Here is a 23,931-nt window from a genome sequence, read left to right as displayed (position 1 = left end):
CATGAAAGAATTAGAATTAAAATATGGCTGTAACCCAAATCAGAAACCATCCAGAATCTATATGGAAAATGGTGAGCTGCCAATCCAGGTATTAAACGGAAAACCAGGTTATATCAACTTTTTAGATGCATTTAACGGCTGGCAGTTAGTCAGTGAGTTAAAAAAGGCAACCGGACTTCCGGCAGCTACATCTTTTAAACATGTATCACCGGCTGGTGCAGCAGTGGGACTTCCACTCAGTGATGTGGAACGTAAGATCTACTGGGTAGATGATATGGATATGGAGTTTACTCCGCTGGCAAATGCATATGCAAGAGCAAGAGGTGCAGACCGTATGTCTTCTTTTGGTGATTTTATTTCTTTATCGGATGTCTGTGATAAGGCGACCGCAATGATCATCAAAAGAGAAGTTTCTGATGGTGTGATCGCACCAGGCTATACAGATGAGGCATTAGAGATCTTAAAGGCAAAGAAAAAAGGCAATTATAATGTAATTCAGATCGATCCGGATTATGTGCCGGCAAAGGTCGAGCACAAAGAAGTATTTGGTATTACCTTTGAACAGGGAAGAAATGAATTAGTGATCGATGAGCACTTTTTTGACAATGTGGTAACTGAAAATAAAGAAATCCCGGATGCTGCAAAAAGAGATCTTGCAATCGCTATGATCACTTTGAAATACACACAGTCCAACTCCGTATGTTATGTCAAAGACGGACAGGCAATCGGTATCGGTGCGGGACAGCAGTCACGTATCCACTGTACCAGACTTGCAGGACAGAAAGCTGACAACTGGTGGCTGCGTCAGTCTCCGAAAGTATTGGGACTTCAGTTCCTCGATAAGATCGGACGTGCCGACAGAGACAATGCGATCGATCTTTATATCGGCGAGGATTATATGGATGTTTTAGCTGACGGTGCATGGGAAAATATCTTTAAAGTAAAACCGGAGGTATTTACCGCAGAAGAAAAACGCGCCTGGTTAGATAAAAATACGAATGTTTCACTTGGTTCAGACGCATTCTTCCCATTTGGAGATAACATCGAGCGTGCACATAGAAGCGGTGTGGCATATGTGGCACAGCCGGGTGGATCTATCCGTGATGACAATGTTATCGAGACATGTAACAAATACAATATGGCAATGGCATTTACCGGAATCCGTCTGTTCCATCATTGATCAGATGCGGATAATCTGCTTACTGCATTCAGGGCAGGAAAAACAATCTTTTGTTTTTCCTGCTTTTTGCTGTTCATAGAGTTCTGCAGCAAAAATATCCTGCTCTAACATGTATTTTGCGGTGCCGTCAAAAGTGTGCAGGGATTTGGAAAGTTTTGATATGACAGGCACAGTTACGTTTTTTTTCAAAACAGAGAGCAGATCAGCAGAATCTTTGCGAAAACCGAGTATGCGCAGGTAAGGAATATAATCAGCTTCTTTATATCGTTTTACATCTGCGTCAGTTATCCGCAGGAGAAGATGCATAAGAATCCGGCTCATCCGTGTATAGGTAATATCACGGCTCTTGTTTTTTTCACTAAATTGTGTAAAAGAGGAAAACTGATATTTATTTTTTAGTATGCGGTTTGCAATTTCCGGTGTCATGTCAGAAATATCAAGCAGATCTTCTTTATTACATGACAAGATACGGTAACCGAGAATCGATGAAAAATCATCTGCGTTAAGAAAACTGCCGGATAGAATCTCATTTTGAAACAACGTAAAAGCAGGTTCTGGCATGGAAATGGCAATTTCACAAAGGGAAACCGGTGACTTATCTGCTGTCATAAAATCAGAAATTGCAGTCCGGATCGCAGAAGCCGATGCTGTTGGCTGGGAGTGCTGCTCATCTTCGGAAAAGTATAATTTTCCGGAAGGAGCATGTATGGCAGTGTCATGATATCCGCTGCCGGCACGTGGGATCAGGATCGGAGTCATGACAGAATTGCGGCGTTTCAGAGCCTTTAGATATTCGATCGCAAGGATATTATTTGGAGTACTTAATGTGGAAATAAGTGACTCTATGGAATAATTTACAATAGAAGAAATCTCTTCTGTACAAGAATAAAAAATTTGGAGGTTATTCTTAAAATAATCTGTCAGTGCAGCAGCCCGTGCAGATGGAAATGTCATACCTTTTTTTAAATAGTAAGCAAGTGCAGATTTATAAGTATCCGGTTCCTCTGCGAGAATATCTGCAATGATCTTAAGCAAAGGAAGGTTGTCAGACTCTGCTCCAAAACAGATTCCATCAATACAGTTCATTTTATCGAAAAGGGTAACGCCTGCCATGGCAAAATCTTCTGCAGAGGAGACTGACCAGACGGTCGGAAGCTCTATGACAAGATCTACGCCGCATGAGAGAGCCATTTTGGTCCTGCAGTATTTATCGACAATGGCAGGGGCACCACGCTGGACAAAGTCACCGCTCATGGCGACGATGACAAAGTCGGCATTTGTTTTTTGTTTCAGTCTGGCGATCTGGTAGGCATGTCCGTTGTGGAAAGGGTTATATTCTGCAATGATTCCGATAACTTTCATAAGGTTCTCCATTCAAAAAAATTAAAGAACATTTTTGTGAATAATATTCTGATTAAAGACTACCATATACAGTTTTTTTTCGCAAATGTGAAAGAATGGTATTTGTTAAAAAAATAACGTTAAAATTCTGTCAACCTGTTTTTCATTTTGTACAAAAAATCTCACTTTAAATACCTTGTGCGAACAGAGTTAGAGGCGTATACTAAAATTATATGCGGTTCGTATCAGTCGGACTGCCCATTTATCATTTAAGAAAAGAAAGCTGCCGTTAAAAAGCAGGCAGGGCATGGGAGGAAAATATGAACGTTTTAGTAGTAAACTGCGGAAGTTCTTCACTGAAATATCAGCTTATCGATTCTGACAGTGAAGCAGTATTAGCAAAAGGACTTTGCGAGAGAATCGGTATTGACGGTAGACTGGTATACCAGAAGACCGGATCAGACAAAGAGATCACAGAAGCAGCAATGCCGACACACAAACAGGCAATCCAGATGGTACTTGATGCACTGGTAAATGAGAAAACTGGTGCGATCAAGAGCCTTGCTGAAATCGATGCAGTAGGTCACCGTGTGGTACATGGTGGAGAGAAGTTTGCTTCTTCTACCGTCTTAACACCAGAAGTATTAAAAGCAATCGAAGAGTGTAATGACCTTGCACCGCTTCACAACCCGGCAAACCTGATCGGTATCGATGCATGTAAAGAGCTGATGCCAGACGTGCCGATGGTAGGTGTATTTGATACAGCATTCCATCAGACAATGCCAAAGAAAGCATTCCTTTATGGTCTTCCATACGAATACTATGAAAAGTACAAAGTAAGAAGATATGGCTTCCATGGAACCAGCCACAGTTTTGTATCAAAACGTACTGCTGAATTCCTTGGAATGGATCTGAAAAATTCTAAGATCATTGTGGCTCATCTTGGAAATGGTGCTTCTATCAGTGCCGTATTAAATGGTGAGTGTGTAGATACATCCATGGGTCTTACACCTTTAGAGGGACTTGTTATGGGAACACGTTCCGGCGATATTGATCCGGCAATCATGGAGTTCATTGCAAAGAAAGAGAACTTAGATATCGAAGGTGTCATGAATGTTTTGAATAAAAAGTCAGGTGTACAGGGATTATCAAAATTATCAAGTGATTTCCGTGATCTTGAGGCTGCAGCCAATGAAGGAAATGAGCTTGCAATCGGTGCTATCGACGTATTCTGCTACCGTGTTGCAAAATATATCGGTGCATATGTGGCAGCAATGAATGGTGTGGATGCGATTGCATTTACTGCAGGTATCGGAGAAAATACAACGATCGTCAGAGCAAAGGTACTTGAGTATCTTGGATATCTTGGAATTACAGTAGATGCACAGGCAAACGAAGTACACGGAGAGGAAAAAGTGATCTCCACAGCAGATTCCAAAGTAAAAGTCTGTGTGATCCCGACCAACGAGGAGCTTGCAATCGCAAGAGAGACGGTTGCACTTGTAAAATAGGCAAAACAGCGGGTCTTTGAGGTTCATAGACGATGAAAAATAAAAAAACAGGGTTGTCAAGAAAAAATACTTGACAAACCTGTTTTCACTATGTATAATCATTTAGGTGTGAAAAGCCTAGATAAAAGGTTTGATTCACAAAAAAAGATATAGGAGAATGCCGTGATTATAGATATTTCAGACATTTTATCTTGTGAGAACAAGGAAGAAACGAAACAGGTTCAGATCGAACTTGCGTCTTTTGTATCAAAGTTAGGGGGATTTCCTATTATCAGTGCAGCACCGATAGAACTGCATATCGCAAACCGGGAGAACAAGCGGCTGCTTATCCAGGGTGATGTTGATCTGCGTGTATCGATTCCGTGCAGCCGTTGTCTGGAGGAAGTTCCGACAGATATCCACTTTTCGATTGACAAGGATATCAAATTAGAAGATTCTGTTGTTCATGATGAAGATGTGGAAGATAATGACTACCTGATTGGATTTAATCTGGATATAGATAGACTTATCTATGGAGAGATTTTGGTGAACTGGCCGATGAAAGTTCTGTGCAGGGATGATTGCAAAGGAATTTGCAAAGTGTGCGGAATGAACCTGAACAAAGGGGAATGCAACTGCCAGAGAACAGAACTGGATCCAAGAATGGCAGCAATCCAAGATGTCTTTAACAAATTTAAGGAGGTGTGAGAATATGTCAATTTGTCCAAAGAATAAATCTTCCAAAGGAAGAAGAGATAAAAGAAGAGCAAACTGGAAAATGACTGCTCCGGCATTAGTAAAATGCAGCAAATGTGGAGAGTTAATGATGCCTCATAGAGTATGTAAAAACTGTGGCTCTTACAACAAAAAAGAAATCATCCCTCAGGACTAATCCTTACGGGATACAGGAAGATCAAGGGTGGAACGGTAAGTTTCCTCTTGGTCTTTTTGTTTTTATGGGTGATCTGGATCAAAATAAGGAAGTGAAAAAATTGAATGTATGTGTAGCTGTAGATGATAACATGGGAATGATGTTTAACAGGCGCAGGCAGAGTCAGGATAAGCTGCTGAGAAAACACCTGATAGAATTAGTACAGGGGGAAAGACTCTGGATCAATCATTATACTGCCAGACAATTTGAAGATCCTTTGCCGGATAATATTATAGTGGATGATGAATTTTTGAAGAAAGCAGAAGACTCTGATTTTTGTTTTGTGGAAAATCTTCCATTGACAGAATATCAGAATAAGATAAAAAGAATTTTTCTTTTCAGATGGAACAGAAGTTATCCTGCAGATATATATCTGGATATTTCAATGTTACAGAATGAGTGGAAAATGATATCTGTTTCTGAATTTGAGGGGAGTTCACATAAAAAAATTACGTTAGAGGAGTGGAAACATGAAGATATTTAATTGGATTTTTGCAGTTTTTTGCATGTTATGTCTGCCGGTATATGGATTTCATCCAGGGGCTGTTTTGATGTTCCTGCTTGGTATTGCATCATTGCCGGTAAAACCTGTCAGAAAAATATGGAAAAAACTTCCGAAAAGCAAAGTTTTAAGACCCGTACTGTTGGGTGTTTTGTTTTTCGTATTTTGCAGTATGATCCCTACGGGGAGCAACCCGGCCGGTCAGACTGCGGAATTGTCAACAGAATCCGTGGTGGCGATAGAAGAGTCTGTAAATAAACAGGCTAAGATCCAGGAAACGGAAAAACAGGAACCCGGAATTCCGGAAATTGTAACGGAAGAAACTGAAAGTGAAACAGAAACCGAAAGTGAAACACAGACTGAGACAGAACAGACCATAGCGGTGCAGACTCAGCCATCAACAGAGGTAACGATCTTAGCATCTGATATTCCGGCTTATTCCGGAAAACCATATGTTGAGATCAATGACAATGTACCGTACTTCCGGGAAACGGATCTATCAGTATCATCTTATGAATATTACAGTGACTTAGACGATCTTGGCCGTTGTGGTGTCGTGTATGCATGTATTGGAACCGATCTGATGCCAACGGAAGAACGCGGAAATATCGGGGCAGTAAAACCTACCGGATGGCATACTGTAAAATATGATGTTGTAGATGGAAAATATCTGTATAACCGTTGTCATCTGATCGGATACCAGCTTTCGGGTGAAAATGCGAATACAAAGAATCTGATCACGGGTACACGTTACTTAAATGTGGATGGTATGCTGCCGTTTGAAAATATGGTGGCGGATTATGTGAAAGAGACCGGAAACCATGTGATGTACCGTGTGACACCTGTTTTTGAGGGTGATAATCTGCTTGCCAGTGGAGTGCAGATCGAAGCGGAATCTGTGGAGGATAAAGGGGAAGGAATCCTTTTTAATGTATATTGTTATAATGTACAGCCGTATGTGGAAATCGATTATGCGACCGGTGACAGCAGTCTTTTGGCAGATGCAGCCGTGCAGAGTGACAGTACGGATTCATCCGGGCAGAAAGCGGCTGTTACATCGGATGAATCTGTTGAGACAGAAAAGAGCACTGTTTCGGCAGGTGATGGTATTGCAGATTTCGGAAATACAGGTTCGGAAAATGAAAGTATGTCGTCAGGATCAGATGCAAGTGGAAGTGTAAAGAATGACACTGGATCAGGTTCAGGTGGCTCAGATACATTAATGGTCTGGAAATCTGCAACAGGATCAAAGTATCACAGCATTAATAATTGCGGAAATATGAATCCTGATAAGGCAACACAGATCACAGAGGCGCAGGCGATCAGTCAGGGACTGGGCAAATGCAGCAAGTGCTGGTAAAGAACCGGGTAAACAAATAATTCACAAATTAGCGGTTGCATAATCGTTGCCAACAGAATAAAATGGTAGAATAATGTTTTAACAAAGGAGTAGGGCAATGGGAGATATTTTTAATCTGGACAATAAGTTTTTTCAGGCACTTGGAAAGGGTGTCGACTGTGTATGTTTAAGTCTGTTGTGGATGATATGCTGCATACCGCTTGCATTTGGAATTTATGTGGCATATGTGACAAAAGCGATCATTTTAGCACTGCCGTGTATCGTACTGGCAGTTCCGGCTGGAATTGCAACAACAGCACTTTATTATGCAGTAAACAAGGTGATCCGGCACAGCAGAGGATACCTTTGGAGTTCTTTCTGGCATTCTTTTAGATCAAATATGAAGCAGGGAGCATTGGTAACGCTTATTGTGGCAGCAGCAGTTGTTCTCGTAGGTCTCGATGGCTACATTATGTATCAGTTTGCAAAAGCAGGTGAAAAATCAGGTGCGCTTTATGTAGTTTTCTTTGTGTTGATGCTTGTGGTCATTGCATGGGCAGTGTATGTATTCCCATATATGGCGCGCTTTGAAAATACAACGAAAATGATCCTTAAAAATTCTGCACTGATGGCGATCGGTAATCTGCCAAAAACATTTATGGCACTGATGTTTTTCCTTGCATGCTGCATCGGAACATACCTTTTGCCGGTTGTTGCCATTATTTCACCGGCTTTAGCGACACTGTTACTTAATTACATATTAGAAGGTGTGTTTGAGCGTTATATGTCTGATGAAGACCGTGAAGCAGAAAATGAAAGAAATCAGGAATTTTATAACTAATGACAAGCGATTTTTATATTGATTTATAGAAAGAGTTATAGTATATTTCAATATAGACGTGAAGGGAGAGCCCTAAACGTATCAGAATGGAGAAGTAATTATGCAGCAGAATCAATCACTTGAGATTACGAAAGTTGTCTTAGATGCAATGGGTGGAGATTATGCTCCTGCCGAACCTGTAAAGGGTGCTGTGGATGCGGTCAATGCGAGAAGGGATATTAAGATTCTTCTGGTTGGACAGGAGGATGTGGTCCGCAAGGAACTTGAAAAATACACTTATCCGACAGAGCAGATCGAGGTTATACATGCTGAGGAAGTTATCGAGACGGCAGAACCGCCGGTAAATGCGATCCGCAAGAAAAAACAGTCATCGATCGTTGTCGGAATGAATATGGTAAAACAAAAAGAAGCGGATGCATTTGTATCGGCAGGAAGTTCGGGTGCCATATTAGTCGGCGGACAGGTTATTGTAGGCAGGATCAAAGGAATCGAGAGACCACCGTTAGCACCGCTTATTCCGACAGAAAAGGGCGTGTCACTTCTGATCGACTGCGGGGCGAATGTAGATGCAAGGGCATCACATCTTGTTCAGTTTGCAAAGATGGGTTCCATTTATATGGAGAATGTACTTGGAATCAAAAATCCGAGAGTAGCGATCGTTAATATCGGTGCAGAGGAAGAAAAAGGAAATGCACTGGTAAAAGAGACATTTCCGCTTTTGAAAGAATGTACGGATATTAATTTTGTGGGCAGTATTGAGGCTCGTGAGATCCCGCATGGAGAGGCAGATGTGATCGTTTGTGAGGCATTTGTTGGAAATGTAATTTTAAAGCTGTATGAAGGGTTGGCAGGAACGCTTGTCGGAGCAATAAAAAAAGGCATGATGAGTACCGTAAGAAGTAAAATCGGTGCGGCACTTGCACTTCCGGCATTAAAGTCAACATTAAAAGCGTTTGATGCAACTCAGTATGGCGGCGCTCCTTTATTAGGACTGAATGGACTTGTGGTAAAGACTCATGGAAGTGCGAAAGCAGTTGAGATTACCAATTCCATTTTTCAATGTGTGACGTTCAAAGAGCAGGACATCAACGGAAAAATCAGAAAAAATATTATAAGTTCAACGGAACAGGAAGGAATGTAAAGTTATGGAATTTGAAAAACTGAAAAAAATCATTGCAGAGGTATTAAATGTAGATGAGGAGGAGATCACAATGGATACCACTTTTGTGGATGATCTTGGAGCTGACTCCCTTGATATTTTTCAGATCATTATGGGAATTGAAGAAGAATTCGATATCGAGATCGCAAATGAGGATGCTGAGCATATCGTGACAGTTGCAGATGCAGTTGAGCAGATCAAAAATGCTTTAAACTAAATAAAAGGATAACGTATGCCCTTGTTGAAGACAAAATCTTGTCAGGCAAGGGCTTTTCCGTTATTATAATAAAAAACAGAGTCTTTTTTATATTTTGCTGGACGGACAGTAAGGTAGAAAAAAGCCCCTGACTAGGGAGGATGAAATGTCAAAGTTACAGGAATTGCAGAATCGGATAGGATATACATTTGAGAAAGAAGGTTTATTGCGTCAGGCACTGACACACAGTTCATATGCCAATGAAAAGCATATGAAAAAACATTCTGATAATGAGCGGCTGGAGTTTTTAGGGGATGCAGTTTTAGAGATCGTATCGAGTGATTTTCTGTACCGCAATTATCCGGATCTGCCGGAGGGGGATCTGACAAAACTTCGCGCAAGTATCGTTTGTGAGCCGACACTTGCACTTTGCACCAGAGAGATGGATCTTGGTGATTATCTGCTGCTTGGCAAAGGTGAGAACCAGACAGGTGGAAGAAAGCGTAAGTCAATTTTATCAGATGCATTAGAGTCTGTGATCGGAGCCATTTATTTAGACGGTGGTTTTGAGCCGGCGAAAAAGTTTATACATAAATTTATCCTGACAGATATTGAACACAAAAAGCTGTTTTATGACAGCAAGACTATTTTACAGGAGGTTGTGCAGGGCAATTATAAGGAGAGTCTGCATTACGAACTGATTTCAGAAGAAGGACCGGATCATGATAAAAAGTTTTCGGTCGAAGCACGCATCGGAGATAAAGTGATCGGGGAGGGATGCGGTCACACGAAAAAAGCGGCAGAGCAGGAAGCTGCCTACCAGGCACTTTTGCTTTTGAAACCAAAACTGTAAAGAATGAGGTTTAGTATGTATCTGAAAAGTATTGAAGTGCAGGGATTTAAATCATTTGCGAATAAGATCGTTTTTGATTTTCATAACGGGATCACAGGAATTGTGGGACCAAACGGCAGTGGTAAGAGCAATGTCGGAGATGCGGTGCGCTGGGTTCTTGGTGAACAGAGTGCAAAGCAGCTTCGTGGTGCCAGCATGCAGGATATTATTTTTGCGGGAACGGAAAACCGTAAGCCGCTCAGTTATGCCTATGTTGCGATCACACTTGACAATGCGGATCATAAACTTCCTGTAGATTATGAGGAAGTTACGGTCGCAAGGCGTGTGTACCGCTCCGGGGAGAGTGAGTACCTGCTCAATGGCAATACCTGCCGTCTGAAAGATGTGACCGAGCTGTTTTATGATACCGGTATCGGAAAAGAAGGATATTCCATTATCGGACAGGGACAGATCGAGAAAATCCTAAACGGTAAACCGGAAGAACGGCGAGAGCTGTTTGACGAGGCTGCCGGAATTGTAAAATATAAAAAGCGCAAGGCAACTGCGCAGAAAAAGTTAGAGAATGAGCGTGAAAATCTGGTTCGTGTCAATGATATCTTAAGTGAACTGGAGCGCCAGGTTGGTCCGCTTCAAAAACAGGCAGAAAAAGCGCATGTTTATTTAAAGAAAAAAGAAGAATTAAAAACATATGATGTCAATATGTTTCTGATGGAGATGACACGTATTGACGCACAGCTTCGTGAGGTAGAAGAAAAGTGCGGCATTGCCAATGCACAGCTGAATGAGTCAAAAGATTCTTATGAGCAGGTCAAAACGGAATATGAGCGCATGGAATCAGAGATTGAACAGTTAGAGCAGGCAATCACCGCAGTGCGTGATAACCTGAGCGGTTCTACTGTTTTAAAAGGAAAATTAGAAGGTCAGATCAATGTCTTAAAAGAGCAGATCCATACAGCGGAGATGACGGACGAGCATTTAAAAAACAGGCTGGATTCCATCGAAAAAGACAGACAGGAGCGCATCGGACAGAAAGAAGTTTATGGCAGGGAACGGGAAGAACTCTTAGAGGCATTAGCCGGGATCTCTGAGAGAAAGCAGGCTGCCGAAAAAGAATTAGAAGATCTGCGAAATGGAATGAAAGAATGCAGTGAGGGGATTGAACGTGGAAAGAGCGAGATCATCGAACTTCTTAATAACAAGGCATCCATCAAGGCGAGACAGCAGCGTTTTGATACGATGGCAGAGCAGATCAATATCCGTAAAGCGAAACTTACACAGAGACTTCTTGCCAGAAAGACAGAGGAAGAAGATTTAGATAATGTGCTGTCTGCGTATCAGCAGGAATTAGATGATGTCAATGAAACGATCCGCGGGTTGAAAGAAGTGACGGCTGCAATGGAAGAAAAGAACCGCGAGTGGCGCAGAAAGTATTCCGGGACCAGTCAGAAACTAGAGCAGGATGTTACCAGATACCATAAAGAACAGTCCAGATTAGAAACCTTAAAAAATATCGCAGAACGTTACGATGGGTATGGAAACAGTATCCGTCGTGTAATGGAGCAGAAAGACAGACACAGAGGAATTTTAGGTGTAGTATCAGATCTGATCCAGGTTGAGAAAAAATACGAAGTTGCGATCGAGACTGCATTAGGCGGAAGTATCCAGAATATTGTCACAGAGGATGAAGATACAGCAAAGCAGATGATCGCTTATCTGAAGCAGAACCGTTATGGAAGGGCAACATTTCTTCCTCTTACGAGCGTGAACGGCAGCAGTGGTTTTAAAAATCAGGAAGCATTGCGTGAACGTGGTGTCATAGGACTTGCAAGTACGCTGGTAAAAAATGATGCAAGATATGATGGTGTGACGAATTATCTGCTTGGCAGGGTAGTTGTTGCGGAGACGATTGATGATGCCATTGCATTAGCAAGAAAATACCGCTACTCTTTTCGCATCGTAACGCTTGAGGGTGAGTGCTTAAATCCGGGTGGTTCCATGACCGGTGGTGCATTTAAAAATACCAGTAATCTTCTTGCAAGAAGACGTGAAGTGGAAGAACTTGAAACACTTGTAGCTACACTGCAAAGCCAGATCAAAGAGTCGAGAGACCGCCTGGAAGATATTAAAACAGCACAATCGCTGTTAGAAGAAGACATGGAAAGCAGTAAGGAAAAACTGCAGGAACAGTATATTTTACAGAATACGGCAAAAATGAACTTAGACCGTGCCACAGAGCAGAAAAACGAGAGGGAATCTGTTTTTGCAGGTCTTAATGCAGAGAGAACTGAGATCGAGGAGCAGCTTGCAGAACTTGAACAAAATAAAGTACAGATCGTGGCTGAGATCGAGAATGCAGCAGTCCGTGAAAAAGAGATCGAACAGGAAAATGAAGAGTTTGGAAAGCGTTTAGAGGAATATCAGACGAAGGAGAAAGAAGCGGCAGAGCTAGTTTCAAAGATCGCTTTAGAGGAAGCTGGTATCCGGCAGAAGGCAGAATTTGCGCAGTCTAATATTTCACGTATCTTAAGTGAGATCACAAGATTTTCACAGGAAAGAGAGCAGTTAGTCACACAGGCAGGAGAGGCGAAAGAAGAGGCAAAGCAGAAAACGCTTGAGATCGAGGAGCTGAAAAAGACGATTCTTGCTTCGGATGATACACATGCCGGTTTAGAACAGCAGCTTAACGATTATACGCAGAAGAAAGAAGAGATGTCGGCTGCACAGAAAGGATTTTTCCGGAAAAGGGAGGAAATGTCAGATCAGATCGCTGATCTCGACAAAGAAGTGTTCCGATTGAACAGCCAGCATGAAAAGCTCGATGAAGCGAGAGAATATCAGACGAATTATATGTGGCAGGAATATGAGCTGACACTTCATGCTGCGATGGATCTTAGGGATGATTCTTATGCTGATCCTGCAGCATTAAAGAAAATGATCACACAGATCAAAGACGATATCCGGAGACTCGGTGATGTCAATGTCAATGCGATCGAGGATTATAAAGAGATATCGGAACGTTATGAGTTTTTAAAAACGCAGCATGATGATCTGATCGAGGCGGAGAAAACGCTGCTCGGTATCATTGAGGAACTCGATACAGGAATGCGTAAACAGTTCATGGAAAAATTTGCAGAGATCCAGAAACAGTTTGATACGGTATTTAAAGAACTGTTCGGTGGTGGAAAAGGTACACTTGAACTGGTGGAAGATGAGGATATCCTAGAGTGCGGTATCCGTATCATTGCACAGCCGCCCGGAAAGAAACTGCAGAATATGATGCAGATGTCCGGTGGAGAAAAGTCACTGACAGCGATCGCTCTGTTATTTGCGATCCAGAATTTAAAGCCATCGCCGTTTTGTCTGTTAGATGAGATCGAGGCGGCACTTGATGACTCAAACGTAACAAGGTTTGCAAAGTATCTGCATAAGCTGACAAAGAACACACAGTTTATTGTGATCACACACAGACGTGGTACAATGGCTGCAGCAGACCGTCTTTACGGTATCACGATGCAGGAAAAAGGTGTTTCAACACTGGTTTCCGTTAATCTGATCGAAAACGATTTAGATAAATAATATTTGGACAAATAAGAAAGGCAGGATGTATGGGAGAAGAAAAAAAAGGATTCTGGAGCCGATTGGTTTCCGGACTCAGCAAGACGAGAGATAACATCGTATCCGGGATCGATTCGATCTTCAGCGGATTTTCCAGTATTGATGATGATTTTTATGAAGAAATCGAAGAAATCCTGATCATGGGGGATATCGGTGTCAATGCGACGGAGTCGATCATTGAGAATCTCAAAGAAAAAGTAAAAGAAAATAAGATCAAAGATCCGGTAGAGTGCAAGGAACTTCTTATCAACAGCATCAAAGAACAGATGGATGTCGGAGAAACTGCGTACCGGTTTGAAAATGAAAAGTCTGTGGTACTTGTCATCGGTGTAAACGGTGTAGGGAAGACGACTTCCGTTGGAAAACTGGCTGGCAAATTAAAAGATCAAGGGAAGAAGGTTGTTCTTGCAGCAGCCGACACGTTCCGTGCAGCAGCAGGTGACCAGTTGTTAGAATGGGCAAACCGTGCCGGTGTTGAGATGATCGGTGGACAGGAAGGGGCAGATCCGGCGGCAGTCGTATATGATGCGGTCGCAGCAGCAAAAGCGAGAAATGCGGATGTACTGCTCTGCGATACGGCTGGACGTCTCCATAATAAGAAAAATCTCATGGAAGAATTAAAGAAAATCAACCGTATTCTGGAAAAAGAATATCCGGATGCATACCGTGAGACTCTGGTGGTCTTAGATGCAACAACAGGTCAGAATGCACTTGCCCAGGCAAGACAATTTTCGGAAGTAGCAGAAATTACGGGTATCATTTTAACAAAGATGGATGGCACCGCCAAAGGTGGTATCGCTGTTGCAATCCATTCAGAACTTGGAATCCCGGTCAAATATATCGGTGTCGGAGAGACGATTGAGGATCTGCAGAAGTTTGATTCCAATGAATTTGTAAATGCACTTTTTGATGTAAAAGATCAGGCAGAATAATAAACAGATGAAGGAGAAAATAAATGTTAACATTAGACAAGTTTGAGGAAGCTAGTGAAAAAGTAAAAGAAGTCACTTTAGAGACAAAACTGGTATACTCTGATTTCTTAAGTGAACAGACAGGAAACAAAGTATATTTAAAACCGGAGAATATGCAGTTTACCGGTGCGTACAAAGTGCGTGGCGCTTATTATAAGATCAGCACGTTGACGGAGGCAGAACGTAAGAAAGGACTCATCACTGCATCAGCAGGAAATCATGCGCAGGGTGTTGCCTACGCTGCAAAATGCTATGGCTGCAAAGCTGTCATCGTGATGCCGACAACAACACCTTTGATTAAAGTAAACCGTACCAAGAGCTATGGCGCTGAGGTTGTTCTCTATGGAGATGTTTATGATGAGGCATGCCAGAAGGCATATGAGTTAGCAGAGGAAAAAGGATATACATTCATTCATCCGTTTGATGATCTTGCAGTGGCAACCGGACAGGGAACGATCGCAATGGAAATCTTTAAAGAACTTCCGCTTGTGGAATATATCTTAGTTCCGATCGGTGGAGGCGGACTTGCAACAGGTGTATCTACACTTGCAAAACTGTTAAATCCAAAGATCAAGGTGATCGGTGTGGAACCGGCAGGTGCAAACTGTATGCAGGCTTCTTTTAAAGCAGGAAAAGTAACGACACTGACAAGTGTCAACACGATCGCAGACGGTACTGCAGTAAAGACACCGGGCAGCAAGATATTCCCATATATCAAAAAGAACTTAGACGATATCATTACGGTTGAGGATGATGAGCTTGTTGTTGCATTCCTCGATATGGTGGAAAACCATAAAATGGTTGTGGAAAACTCGGGCCTTCTTACGGTAGCAGCGTTGAAACATCTTGGTGTAAAAGATAAACGTGTCGTATCAATCTTAAGTGGTGGTAACATGGATGTGATCACAATGTCTTCCGTGGTACAGCAGGGACTTATCTTCCGTGACCGTATCTTTACGGTATCTGTACTTCTTCCGGATAAGCCGGGCGAATTGTCAAAAGTAGCCGCAACGATTGCAGCAGAGCAGGGAAATGTGATTAAGTTAGAGCATAATCAGTTTATCAGCACAAACCGCAATGCAGCCGTGGAGCTTCGTATCACTTTAGAGTGCTTTGGTACCGATCACAAAAATCAGATCATCAAAGCATTAGAGAAAAATGGTTATAAACCGAAATTAGTCAGAGCAAGTCTGTAAGATTCTAAAAAAATAAGGAATTTCGTTAAAAGAAAACGAAATTCCTTATTTTGATCTATGCAATAAATCTGCTTCTGATATTACATGAGAGCATATGCAGCTAAATCTGCTATGATACCGTGTAAGACTGACCTGTCATTGTAAGACTGTCAATACTTGCACCGGAGTGGTTTAAATGGATACCGAGTGTGAGATCAGAACCGGAATTCGGATCAAAAATCAGTTTCACGGAATTGCCGGAGATTGAGGTGGATGCTGTATATCCTGCAACCTCAACCTGGTCGATCGAGTTATTGAAAGAAAGCGTCAGCGTAACACTGCCGGTCACATTGCTCCAGTTTACGGCAACCAGACCTTTTCCGCCACCGTCCCATCTGTCCCATACACCTATGTAGGTCGCAGTTACGGAACCGGCTGCGGCATTTGAACCACTTGCAAGGTAAATGCCTTCTGTATGTTCTGGTGTCAGATAAATTGCAGGTTTCTGATATTTATTTTTCATTGGAACCTCCATTCCTGAGCAGTTTTGCGCAAGTACAAAACAGGTTTATTTCATGTGGTACTTTAGTCCGCAATGCATGCCGGAAAAGAGCCTGCAAGCAGTCTTTTTTGTCATTTCCATGTTTGGCATTGCTCATTGCTTACACACATTATAAACAAGAGAAAAAAGAATTGTCAAGATTGATATAGGAAAAAAGTCTTGTTTTAAGAAAAAATAAATACTGGTGTCAAGAAAAAATGCTTGACACCTATTCTTTTTTATGATAATCTATGCAAGGTGCTGATGTGAGAGTACAGATTGGGATATAAAATGGAAGAAAAGATTGAACAGGCGTATCTCTATGATTTCTATGGAGAACTTTTAAACGAACATCAGAGAAAGATATACGAGGATTTTGTGTTCAATGATCTCTCACTCGGTGAGATCGCAGATGAAGAGGGAATCAGCCGTCAGGGTGTACATGATATGGTAAAGAGATGTACGAAGACTTTGGAAGGATATGAGAGTAAACTTCATCTGATCGAGAAGTTCCAGACCGCAAGAGGTATGGTAACAAAGATTCATGCATTGACAAAAGAGTTCTATAAGAATCATGACGAGGCAGTATTAGAAGAGATCGAGCAGATCTCCAACCAGATATTAGAGGAGCTATAGATGGCATTTGACAGTTTATCCGAAAAACTCCAGAATGTATTTAAGAACCTGAGAAGCAAAGGTCGTTTGACAGAAGATGATGTGAAGGCTGCTTTAAAGGAAGTTAAGATGGCTCTTTTAGAGGCCGATGTCAATTTCAAAGTGGTCAAACAATTTGTAAAAGACGTGCAGCAGCGCGCGATCGGGCAGGACGTGATGAACGGACTGAATCCGGGACAGATGGTCATTAAGATCGTAAACGAAGAGATGGTTCGCCTGATGGGGTCTGAGACAACAGAAATCGCACTTCGTCCGGGCAAAGAACTGACGATCATTATGATGGCAGGGCTTCAGGGTGCCGGTAAAACGACCACAACAGCAAAGATTGCCGGAAAGTTAAAAGCCAAAGGCAAGAAGGTGCTGCTTGCCGCCTGTGATGTTTATCGCCCGGCAGCAATCGAACAGCTGCAGATCAATGGTGAAAAACAGGGTGTGGAAGTATTCTCCATGGGAGATAAGAATACTCCTGTAAATATTGCAAAGGCTGCGGTAGAGCATGCCACAAAGAATGATTTTAATGTGCTGATCATCGATACAGCAGGACGTCTTCATGTAGATGAAGACATGATGGCTGAATTGATTCAGATAAAAGAAAATGTTGCGGTATCACAGACAATATTAGTTGTTGATGCCATGACAGGACAGGATGCCGTTAATGTTGCGAAGACCTTCGATGAGAAGATCGGAATTGACGGTGTGGTACTTACCAAACTTGATGGTGACACCAGAGGTGGTGCGGCGCTTTCCATAAGGGCAGTGACCGGAAAACCGATTCTTTACGCAGGTATGGGAGAAAAACTTTCTGATTTAGAGCAGTTTTATCCTGACCGTATGGCATCAAGGATTCTTGGAATGGGTGATGTGCTGACTCTCATTGAGAAAGCACAGAGTGAAATCGACGAGGAAAAAGCCAAAAAGCTCGAAGAAAAGATGCGCAAGAATGAGTTTGACTTTGAGATGTATTTAGAATCTATGAGTCAGATGAAAAAAATGGGCGGTCTTTCCAGTATTCTTGGTATGATGCCGGGACTTGGCGGTGGCAAGATGCCTGAGATTGACGAGGGAGCGGCTGAAAAGAATATGGCGCGTACCGAGGCGATCATCTTTTCGATGACAGTCGAGGAGAGACAGAACCCTTCATTGCTCAATCCGAGCAGAAAGCGCAGGATCGCACAGGGAGCAGGCGTTGATATTGCGGAAGTAAACCGTCTTGTAAAGCAGTTTGACCAGGCAAAGAAAATGATGAAACAGATGCCTGGCATGATGAAAAAAGGTAAAAAGGGAATGTTTAAAGGACTTCCTTTTTAATAAATGAACAGCAAAAATTTAAGGAGGTGAAAGTAATGGCAGTAAAGATCAGATTAAGAAGAATGGGACAGAAGAAAGCACCTTTCTATCGTATCGTAGTTTCTGATTCCAGATCCCCGAGAGATGGAAAGTTCATCGAAGAGATTGGAACATATGATCCGACTAAAGATCCAAGCGAGTATCATGTAAATGAGGACTTAGCAAAGAAATGGTTAGCAAACGGAGCTCAGCCAACAGATACCGTAGCAAGAATTTTCAAAAATGCTGGTATTGAGAAATAGGATCAGTGAGGTGGACCTATGAAAGAATTAGTAGAAGTAATTGCCAAGGCACTTGTTGATTGCCCGGATGAAGTTGTTGTAACTGAGACCGAGAATGAAAAAGCGATCGTATTAGAGTTGCGCGTTGCACAGTCTGATATGGGTAAGGTAATCGGCAAACAGGGACGTATTGCGAAAGCGATCCGTTCTGTTGTAAAGGCTGCTGCCTCAAAAGAAGAGAAAAAAGTGATTGTGGAGATTATGCAGTAATCTTCACAGTAAACCGGCGTGATCATGAACATGGTGCAGCCGGTTTTTTTTCTATCAGGGAAGGAAGAGAGGGAATAAGAATGAGAGGTATTGCAAAAAAGTGTTGTATATTTTTAATGACATTCCTGTTAGCTATACAGATGCCGGTAATGGCAAGTGCTGCTGAAAGATTAACGGACACAGGGAATGATACCGTATTTATCGAAGAAAATGTGCTGGATGGGACAGAAGGCATCGTAAATGAATCCTATAAAGGTGCTTATACAAAAATGCGTTTTAGCGGAAAACTCACGCAGGTATATTGCCCGAAAAACAAAAGGACATACGTATATAAAGTAGGAAATATGCCGTCAAACGGAAGAATCACAAAAGTGAGCAGCTCAAATGGAAAAGTGGCAAAGATTGCCATAGGTGACAATAATGTCCGGATCAAACCATTAAAGGCTGGAACCTCAACAATCAAAGTGACGGTAAAAACAGGCAGGTTATTGACAACTTTTACGTCAAAACTGACTGTTTATAAATGGAGCAATCCGGCTGCAAGTTACAAAATTGGAAATAAACAATTAAAAAATCAGTTTAAAAATACAAATATTTATGATTACAAATCTGCAAATAATAAAACATTAAAGTTTGACGTGAAAGCGAAAACAGGATGGAAGATCACGTCATTTACTTATTATGATAAGAACTGGAAAAGTACGTCTTATCTGAATTCGGCAAAAAAGATCAAAGTACAAAAAGGCGGTTCCGTGCAGATTAATTTTACAAATCAGAAAACAGGCCTGGTCGAGAATGTTGTGATCAGGATTAAATGACAGAATGGAGGATTTATGGAGAATTTACTTCAGGTAGGTGTCATTACAACGACACACGGTGTGCGTGGGGAAGTGAAAGTATTTCCGACCACAGATGATGCAGCACGCTTTAAAAAATTAAAACAGGTAATCTTAGACACCGGAAAAGAAAACCTTACACTCGAAATTGCCGGGGTAAAGTTCTTCAAAAATATGGTGATACTCAAATTCAAAGGATATGACAACATCAATGATGTGGAGAGGTTTCGAAAAAAAAGTCTGTATGTCACCAGGGAAAATGCGGTAAAGTTGAAGAAAAATGAGTATTTTATTGCAGATCTCATCGGACTTAAAGTAACATCGGATGAGGGCGAAGATTTAGGAGAACTGACGGATGTGCTGCAGACAGGTGCAAATGATGTCTATGTAATCAGCAAAGAAGGTGCAGATGATATTTTACTTCCTGCGATCAGAGACTGTGTAAAACAGGTGGATATCGAAGGTGGTACGATGCAGGTTCACCTGCTTGATGGATTAAGAGACTTAAACAGCAGGCGGGAGGAAGCATGAATTTTTACATTTTGACATTGTTTCCGGATATGGTCATGCAGGGATTAAACACCAGTATTATCGGCAGAGCCGCCGAGAAGGGACTGCTCTCGATCGAAGCGGTAAATATCCGGGATTATACGATCAATAAACATAAAAAAGTAGATGATTATCCATATGGCGGTGGGGCTGGAATGTTGATGCAGGCGCAGCCTGTTTATGATGCCTGGAAATCGATCGTTGATAAGATTGGTGCAAAACCGCGTACTATTTACCTTACACCACAGGGACCGACTTTTACCCAGCAGGCTGCAAAGTCGTTTGCGAAGGAGGAGAATCTGATTTTTCTGTGTGGACATTATGAGGGAATTGATGAGCGCGTCTTAGAGGAGATCGTGACGGATTATGTTTCGATCGGTGACTATGTACTGACGGGAGGCGAACTTCCGGCGATGGTCATGGTGGATGCGATTTCCCGCATGGTACCTGGAGTGCTGACAAACGATGAATCCGGTTCTACGGAGTCTTTTGAGGGAGATCTGTTAGAGTATCCGCAGTATAGCCGGCCGGAGGAGTGGATGGGTAAAAAAGTTCCGCCGGTACTCTTGTCAGGCAATCATAAACTTGTAGACGAGTGGCGCAGGGAGCAATCTATTATAAGGACGAAAGAAAGAAGACCGGATCTGTTTGCAAGGGCAGTGCTGACAGAAAAGGAACAGAAAAAGTGGAGACCATAAATGAGCCGTTGCAAAAGGCTCATTTTATGTTATAATAGATTAGTTGAATCTAACGATAAGTAGGGGAGACTATCGGATGACAGACAAAAGAAAACATGAAAAAGAAGATTATTTAAAGGCGATGTATCTGTTAAAGCGGAGAAAGGATCAGGTTACGAGATCAGATCTGGAACGTTATTTTGAGGCATCAGCAAACAAAGTTAACCGTGTTGTGGATAGTCTTTTAGAAGAGGGGTATTTATACAGGGATGATAAACGCCATATATATCTTACGGCAATTGGTATAAACAAAGGAAAGGAATATCTGGAAAAATATCGTATTCTTACGGAGTTTTTAATGATGATATCCGGGATTGACCAGCAGTCGGCAGAACGGAATGCGAAAGAAATTGAATATGTGATCGATGGTGAGGTTTATATGGGGATTCGGATGTTTTTGAAAAAACGTCATGTTTTTTCATATTCTATGAGTGGAAATGATTTAAATTTTCTTTTCCCATACGGAGAGAGGGAGATGCCGATTGCAATTTATACCAAAGAGTGCAGATGTCCAAGGACACTGGCAAAGGAATATAAGGTGTTTAAGAAGAAAGTAAAAGTGAAAATCTGTGATGAGAGTTATCTTTACCTGGAGTTAGAGCAGAAAAGGAATGAACCACAGGTCTTTTATTATTATGGGGAAGAATGGCGTGTGGCAAAAAGACAGGATGGAAGATATGCAATATTAACGGAGGCGCTTGAATGTAATGTGCAGCGGAGCGACCTGATATCAGAAGGAACCGTTGCATTGATCGTTCAGATGAAAGATGAGGAACCGAAAGAGGATGATATCTGTATCCTTACCGTTTCCCTGATCTGATCGTGAAAATGGCTGTGTAATTGCGAAAAAGGAGTTTACAGGAAATGTTTATCAGTGAAATTGAAGAATGCAGACCAACAATGTTTCAACTGCAATGTCTGAAAAGATTAAGAAAACAGCAGCAGGATGGGGCAGGCTGTAATGAAGCGGAAATTGCAAGGAGTCTTTCTGTGAATCGATCTACGGTCTCAAGATGTTTAAAACGCAGCGTGGAACTTGGTATTCTGACGGAAAATGGATATGAATTTACGAAAAAAGGAAATGAAGTTTTAGAATATTATCTGGATGTAGAAAAGGAATTAATTTATTATTTTGAGCGGATCGGTGTGGAAAAGGAGGCACGTTATCAGGCGGTAGCAGGAATGCTTGATGCAGTTGATATCAAAACGATCCAGACAATATGCCAGAGAGAAAAAATGCATTTGCAGTATGAAAATATCGGGCAGAAAAATCTGGGGCAGATGCTGGATGATCCACAGGAAAATGCAGGAGTGGTACTGCCATATGGTACATATGAGGTTGATTTTTCTATTTACCGGCAGGGCAGGGAATGTAAGAGACTTTCCATGGCAGATCGTGGATTTGAAAAACCGGCAAAGTTATATGTGTGTCAAAAAGAGTCATGTCTCGAACTTTGTATCAGGGAGGTTACTGCATATTCGGGCAACAATCATCGGATGCTGCTGCACGGCCATTTGCAGACAATCAAATGTAAGTGCAGGGATGATGGATTGAAAAAATTGCCGATTGAGAATGGTATTGTGTGGATACCATTTGATGAGATCTGTTTAGAATCGCTTCCGAATGGAAAAATAACCGGTCAGATACAACTGACGATGACATGCAGTGTCGGTGTTTTACATATGCCGGAAAGTATTGCTACACTGGTTCTTAGAATGTAGCAAACTTCCTGCAGAACATTGAAATAAGATAAATTGAAATAGGGGAACGATATATTTATTTAAAACTTGTCAAAAACACTACAATTGTGATAATATATATTCATATGAAAAATCCGTTCGGACATTCTATTGTCCGGACAAGGCTCTTATCATGGAGCACACTCATATTTTAAATCCGGCGTTTCGCCAAAATTTCAACAATAAAGATCGTGAAATGAATCAAAAAAGTAAAAAATCAAAATTCAAAATGAAAAAGAAGGAGTAGAGGAGACTGCCTATGGCAAAAGAAGAAAAACAAGTACGTGCATCTTACCTTGAAGCGACAGGACGCATTGATTATGGAATGACCAATGATTACATGTTCCGTGCAATATTACAGAGAAATGAAAAAGTATTAAAGGGACTGATCTGCTCTCTGTTACATTTAAAACCAGAAGAAATAACATCAGTCAGGATCACGAATCCGATCGAACCTGGGGACAATTATGATGCAAAAGAGTTCATACTGGATATTGTGGTACTGTTGAATGATACCACACTGATCAATCTGGAAATGCAGATGGAGAATGAATTGAACTGGGAAGACCGTTCCTTAAGTTATCTGTGCCGCTCTTACGACCAGCTTTGCCGGGGAGAGGAATATACAATGGCAAAACCGGTGATACATATCGGATTTCTAAACTTTCCACCATTTGCAGGAAGCCGGGAATTTAATGCATCCTATAAACTTATGAATGTAAAAAATCATCGTATATATAGTGACAAATTTATTTTGAATGTGATAGACTTAACACAGATAGAACAGGCAACTGCGGAGGATAAAGCCAGCCGGATAGACTACTGGGGGAAGCTGTTCACCGCAACCACATGGGAGGAGATCAGAATGCTTGCAAAGAAAAGTAAAACAATGGAAGAAGCATCCAAAGCATTATATGAATTAAATGCAGATGAGATCACACGCCAGAAATGCCGCGCAAGGGATGACTATTACAGACTGCAGAACACGATAAACAAAAAGATGGAAGAACTTACGGAAGAAAATCAAAGCCTGACAGCGAAAAACCAGAATTTGACAGCAGAGAAAGAAAAACTGGAGTTAGAGAAGCAGGCTTTGGAAAAACTTCTTACCGAACATGGAATCTCATATCCTGTGCACACAGATGAAGTACTTTGATTTCATAAAACAAAAGTTTATACCACAGTAACACCATCTGTATCAAGGAAGAACTGCATAACCGATACAGGTGGTGCCAACATTTAATGATAAGATTTCTCAACACATCAAAAAACGTTGCATGTCTGCAACACACAATTTCCCCAATAAAAACAAGCTATACAAGGAAAACGGAATAAAAAAACAGAGATAAAATTGTAAACTTTCCACCAAAAACACCTTGAGTTTCCGCAAAATGTAATCAAAACATGATTACATCTTCCCAA

The 23,931-nt window shown here is 41.6% G+C and carries 25 protein-coding genes; 23 read left to right on the top strand and 2 right to left on the bottom strand.

The genetic code is table 11. The annotated features are described in order from the left end of the window. The first annotated feature begins 1 nt into the window (after position 1). A complete protein-coding gene (locus tag DXA60_RS04045; RefSeq protein ID WP_117919748.1) occupies positions 2-1,180 on the top strand; it encodes a phosphoribosylaminoimidazolecarboxamide formyltransferase in 1,179 nt (392 codons plus the stop codon). On the opposite strand, the gene DXA60_RS04040 is transcribed toward DXA60_RS04045, so the two are convergent. After that, positions 1,181-2,542: a tRNA(Met) cytidine acetate ligase gene (locus tag DXA60_RS04040; protein WP_117919746.1), complete on the bottom strand. Its 1,362-nt coding sequence runs from the start codon at positions 2,540-2,542 to the stop codon at positions 1,181-1,183. It lies immediately after the preceding gene. Positions 2,543-2,841: 299 nt separating this feature from the next. Between DXA60_RS04040 and DXA60_RS04035 the strand changes: the two genes are divergently transcribed. The 12 genes from DXA60_RS04035 (at position 2,842) to ilvA (ending at position 15,614) form a co-directional block, all read left to right on the top strand. Then, positions 2,842-4,032: an acetate kinase gene (locus DXA60_RS04035; RefSeq protein ID WP_117919744.1), complete on the top strand. Its 1,191-nt coding sequence runs from the start codon at positions 2,842-2,844 to the stop codon at positions 4,030-4,032. 162 nt (positions 4,033-4,194) lie between these two features. Then, the gene (locus DXA60_RS04030; RefSeq protein ID WP_199536182.1) at positions 4,195-4,719 is read left to right on the top strand and encodes a YceD family protein; all 525 of its coding nucleotides are present in this window, start codon (positions 4,195-4,197) and stop codon (positions 4,717-4,719) included. A 4-nt stretch (positions 4,720-4,723) separates the two neighbouring features. Next, positions 4,724-4,903, top strand: a complete 180-nt coding sequence (gene rpmF / locus DXA60_RS04025; RefSeq protein ID WP_006858546.1) for a 50S ribosomal protein L32 — start codon at positions 4,724-4,726, stop codon at positions 4,901-4,903. Between the two features lie 100 nt (positions 4,904-5,003). Then, complete coding sequence (locus tag DXA60_RS04020) at positions 5,004-5,426, top strand: ribonuclease Z (protein ID WP_117919883.1); 423 nt, start codon at positions 5,004-5,006, stop codon at positions 5,424-5,426. 316 nt (positions 5,427-5,742) lie between these two features. Continuing rightward, a complete protein-coding gene (locus tag DXA60_RS04015; RefSeq protein WP_334294385.1) occupies positions 5,743-6,804 on the top strand; it encodes a DNA/RNA non-specific endonuclease in 1,062 nt (353 codons plus the stop codon). A 97-nt stretch (positions 6,805-6,901) separates the two neighbouring features. Next, positions 6,902-7,624 (top strand): YesL family protein, encoded by a 723-nt coding sequence (locus DXA60_RS04010; RefSeq protein WP_117919742.1) that lies wholly within the window; start codon positions 6,902-6,904, stop codon positions 7,622-7,624. Between the two features lie 100 nt (positions 7,625-7,724). Continuing rightward, on the top strand, positions 7,725-8,765 hold the full coding sequence (plsX, locus tag DXA60_RS04005) for a phosphate acyltransferase PlsX (RefSeq protein WP_117919740.1): 1,041 nt from the start codon (positions 7,725-7,727) through the stop codon (positions 8,763-8,765). Between the two features lie 4 nt (positions 8,766-8,769). Continuing rightward, the gene (acpP, locus tag DXA60_RS04000) at positions 8,770-9,000 is read left to right on the top strand and encodes an acyl carrier protein (RefSeq protein WP_006858544.1); all 231 of its coding nucleotides are present in this window, start codon (positions 8,770-8,772) and stop codon (positions 8,998-9,000) included. A gap of 145 nt (positions 9,001-9,145) precedes the next feature. Continuing rightward, the gene (gene rnc, locus DXA60_RS03995; RefSeq protein ID WP_117919738.1) at positions 9,146-9,832 is read left to right on the top strand and encodes a ribonuclease III; all 687 of its coding nucleotides are present in this window, start codon (positions 9,146-9,148) and stop codon (positions 9,830-9,832) included. Between the two features lie 15 nt (positions 9,833-9,847). Then, the gene (smc, locus tag DXA60_RS03990; protein WP_117919736.1) at positions 9,848-13,408 is read left to right on the top strand and encodes a chromosome segregation protein SMC; all 3,561 of its coding nucleotides are present in this window, start codon (positions 9,848-9,850) and stop codon (positions 13,406-13,408) included. A 29-nt stretch (positions 13,409-13,437) separates the two neighbouring features. Continuing rightward, the gene (ftsY, locus tag DXA60_RS03985) at positions 13,438-14,379 is read left to right on the top strand and encodes a signal recognition particle-docking protein FtsY (protein ID WP_117919734.1); all 942 of its coding nucleotides are present in this window, start codon (positions 13,438-13,440) and stop codon (positions 14,377-14,379) included. A 23-nt stretch (positions 14,380-14,402) separates the two neighbouring features. Then, positions 14,403-15,614 (top strand): threonine ammonia-lyase, encoded by a 1,212-nt coding sequence (gene ilvA, locus DXA60_RS03980; RefSeq protein WP_117919732.1) that lies wholly within the window; start codon positions 14,403-14,405, stop codon positions 15,612-15,614. 109 nt (positions 15,615-15,723) lie between these two features. On the opposite strand, the gene DXA60_RS03975 is transcribed toward ilvA, so the two are convergent. Beyond that, positions 15,724-16,116 (bottom strand): pe-pgrs family protein, encoded by a 393-nt coding sequence (locus DXA60_RS03975; RefSeq protein ID WP_241070934.1) that lies wholly within the window; start codon positions 16,114-16,116, stop codon positions 15,724-15,726. A gap of 309 nt (positions 16,117-16,425) precedes the next feature. On the opposite strand from DXA60_RS03975, the gene ylxM reads away from it, so the two are divergent. The 10 genes from ylxM to DXA60_RS03925 all read left to right on the top strand — a co-directional run bounded on the left by ylxM (position 16,426) and on the right by DXA60_RS03925 (position 23,665). Beyond that, complete coding sequence (ylxM, locus tag DXA60_RS03970) at positions 16,426-16,770, top strand: YlxM family DNA-binding protein (RefSeq protein WP_117919880.1); 345 nt, start codon at positions 16,426-16,428, stop codon at positions 16,768-16,770. Next, on the top strand, positions 16,771-18,117 hold the full coding sequence (ffh, locus tag DXA60_RS03965) for a signal recognition particle protein (RefSeq protein WP_117919728.1): 1,347 nt from the start codon (positions 16,771-16,773) through the stop codon (positions 18,115-18,117). A gap of 35 nt (positions 18,118-18,152) precedes the next feature. After that, positions 18,153-18,398 carry a 30S ribosomal protein S16 gene (rpsP, locus tag DXA60_RS03960; protein WP_006858540.1) on the top strand — a complete coding sequence of 82 codons (246 nt, stop codon included), beginning with the start codon at positions 18,153-18,155 and terminating at the stop codon, positions 18,396-18,398. Positions 18,399-18,416: 18 nt separating this feature from the next. Next, positions 18,417-18,647 carry a KH domain-containing protein gene (locus tag DXA60_RS03955; protein WP_006858539.1) on the top strand — a complete coding sequence of 77 codons (231 nt, stop codon included), beginning with the start codon at positions 18,417-18,419 and terminating at the stop codon, positions 18,645-18,647. A gap of 80 nt (positions 18,648-18,727) precedes the next feature. Then, a complete protein-coding gene (locus tag DXA60_RS03950) occupies positions 18,728-19,465 on the top strand; it encodes a hypothetical protein (protein WP_117919726.1) in 738 nt (245 codons plus the stop codon). A 15-nt stretch (positions 19,466-19,480) separates the two neighbouring features. Continuing rightward, positions 19,481-20,014, top strand: a complete 534-nt coding sequence (rimM, locus tag DXA60_RS03945; protein WP_117919724.1) for a ribosome maturation factor RimM — start codon at positions 19,481-19,483, stop codon at positions 20,012-20,014. Further along, positions 20,011-20,730: a tRNA (guanosine(37)-N1)-methyltransferase TrmD gene (gene trmD / locus DXA60_RS03940; RefSeq protein ID WP_117919722.1), complete on the top strand. Its 720-nt coding sequence runs from the start codon at positions 20,011-20,013 to the stop codon at positions 20,728-20,730. The genes rimM and trmD overlap by 4 nt, the downstream gene beginning before the upstream one ends. 76 nt (positions 20,731-20,806) lie before the next feature. Beyond that, complete coding sequence (locus DXA60_RS03935; protein WP_117919720.1) at positions 20,807-21,589, top strand: metal-dependent transcriptional regulator; 783 nt, start codon at positions 20,807-20,809, stop codon at positions 21,587-21,589. 44 nt (positions 21,590-21,633) lie between these two features. Next, complete coding sequence (locus tag DXA60_RS03930) at positions 21,634-22,491, top strand: iron transport-associated domain protein (RefSeq protein ID WP_117919718.1); 858 nt, start codon at positions 21,634-21,636, stop codon at positions 22,489-22,491. 277 nt (positions 22,492-22,768) lie between these two features. Beyond that, complete coding sequence (locus DXA60_RS03925; protein ID WP_117919716.1) at positions 22,769-23,665, top strand: Rpn family recombination-promoting nuclease/putative transposase; 897 nt, start codon at positions 22,769-22,771, stop codon at positions 23,663-23,665. The last annotated feature ends 266 nt before the right edge of the window (positions 23,666-23,931 follow it).

This window comes from Roseburia sp. OF03-24 (assembly GCF_003463035.1).
In the GTDB taxonomy this organism is placed as follows: domain Bacteria; phylum Bacillota; class Clostridia; order Lachnospirales; family Lachnospiraceae; genus Roseburia; species Roseburia rectibacter.
This window is presented reverse-complemented; position numbering and strand designations above follow the sequence as displayed.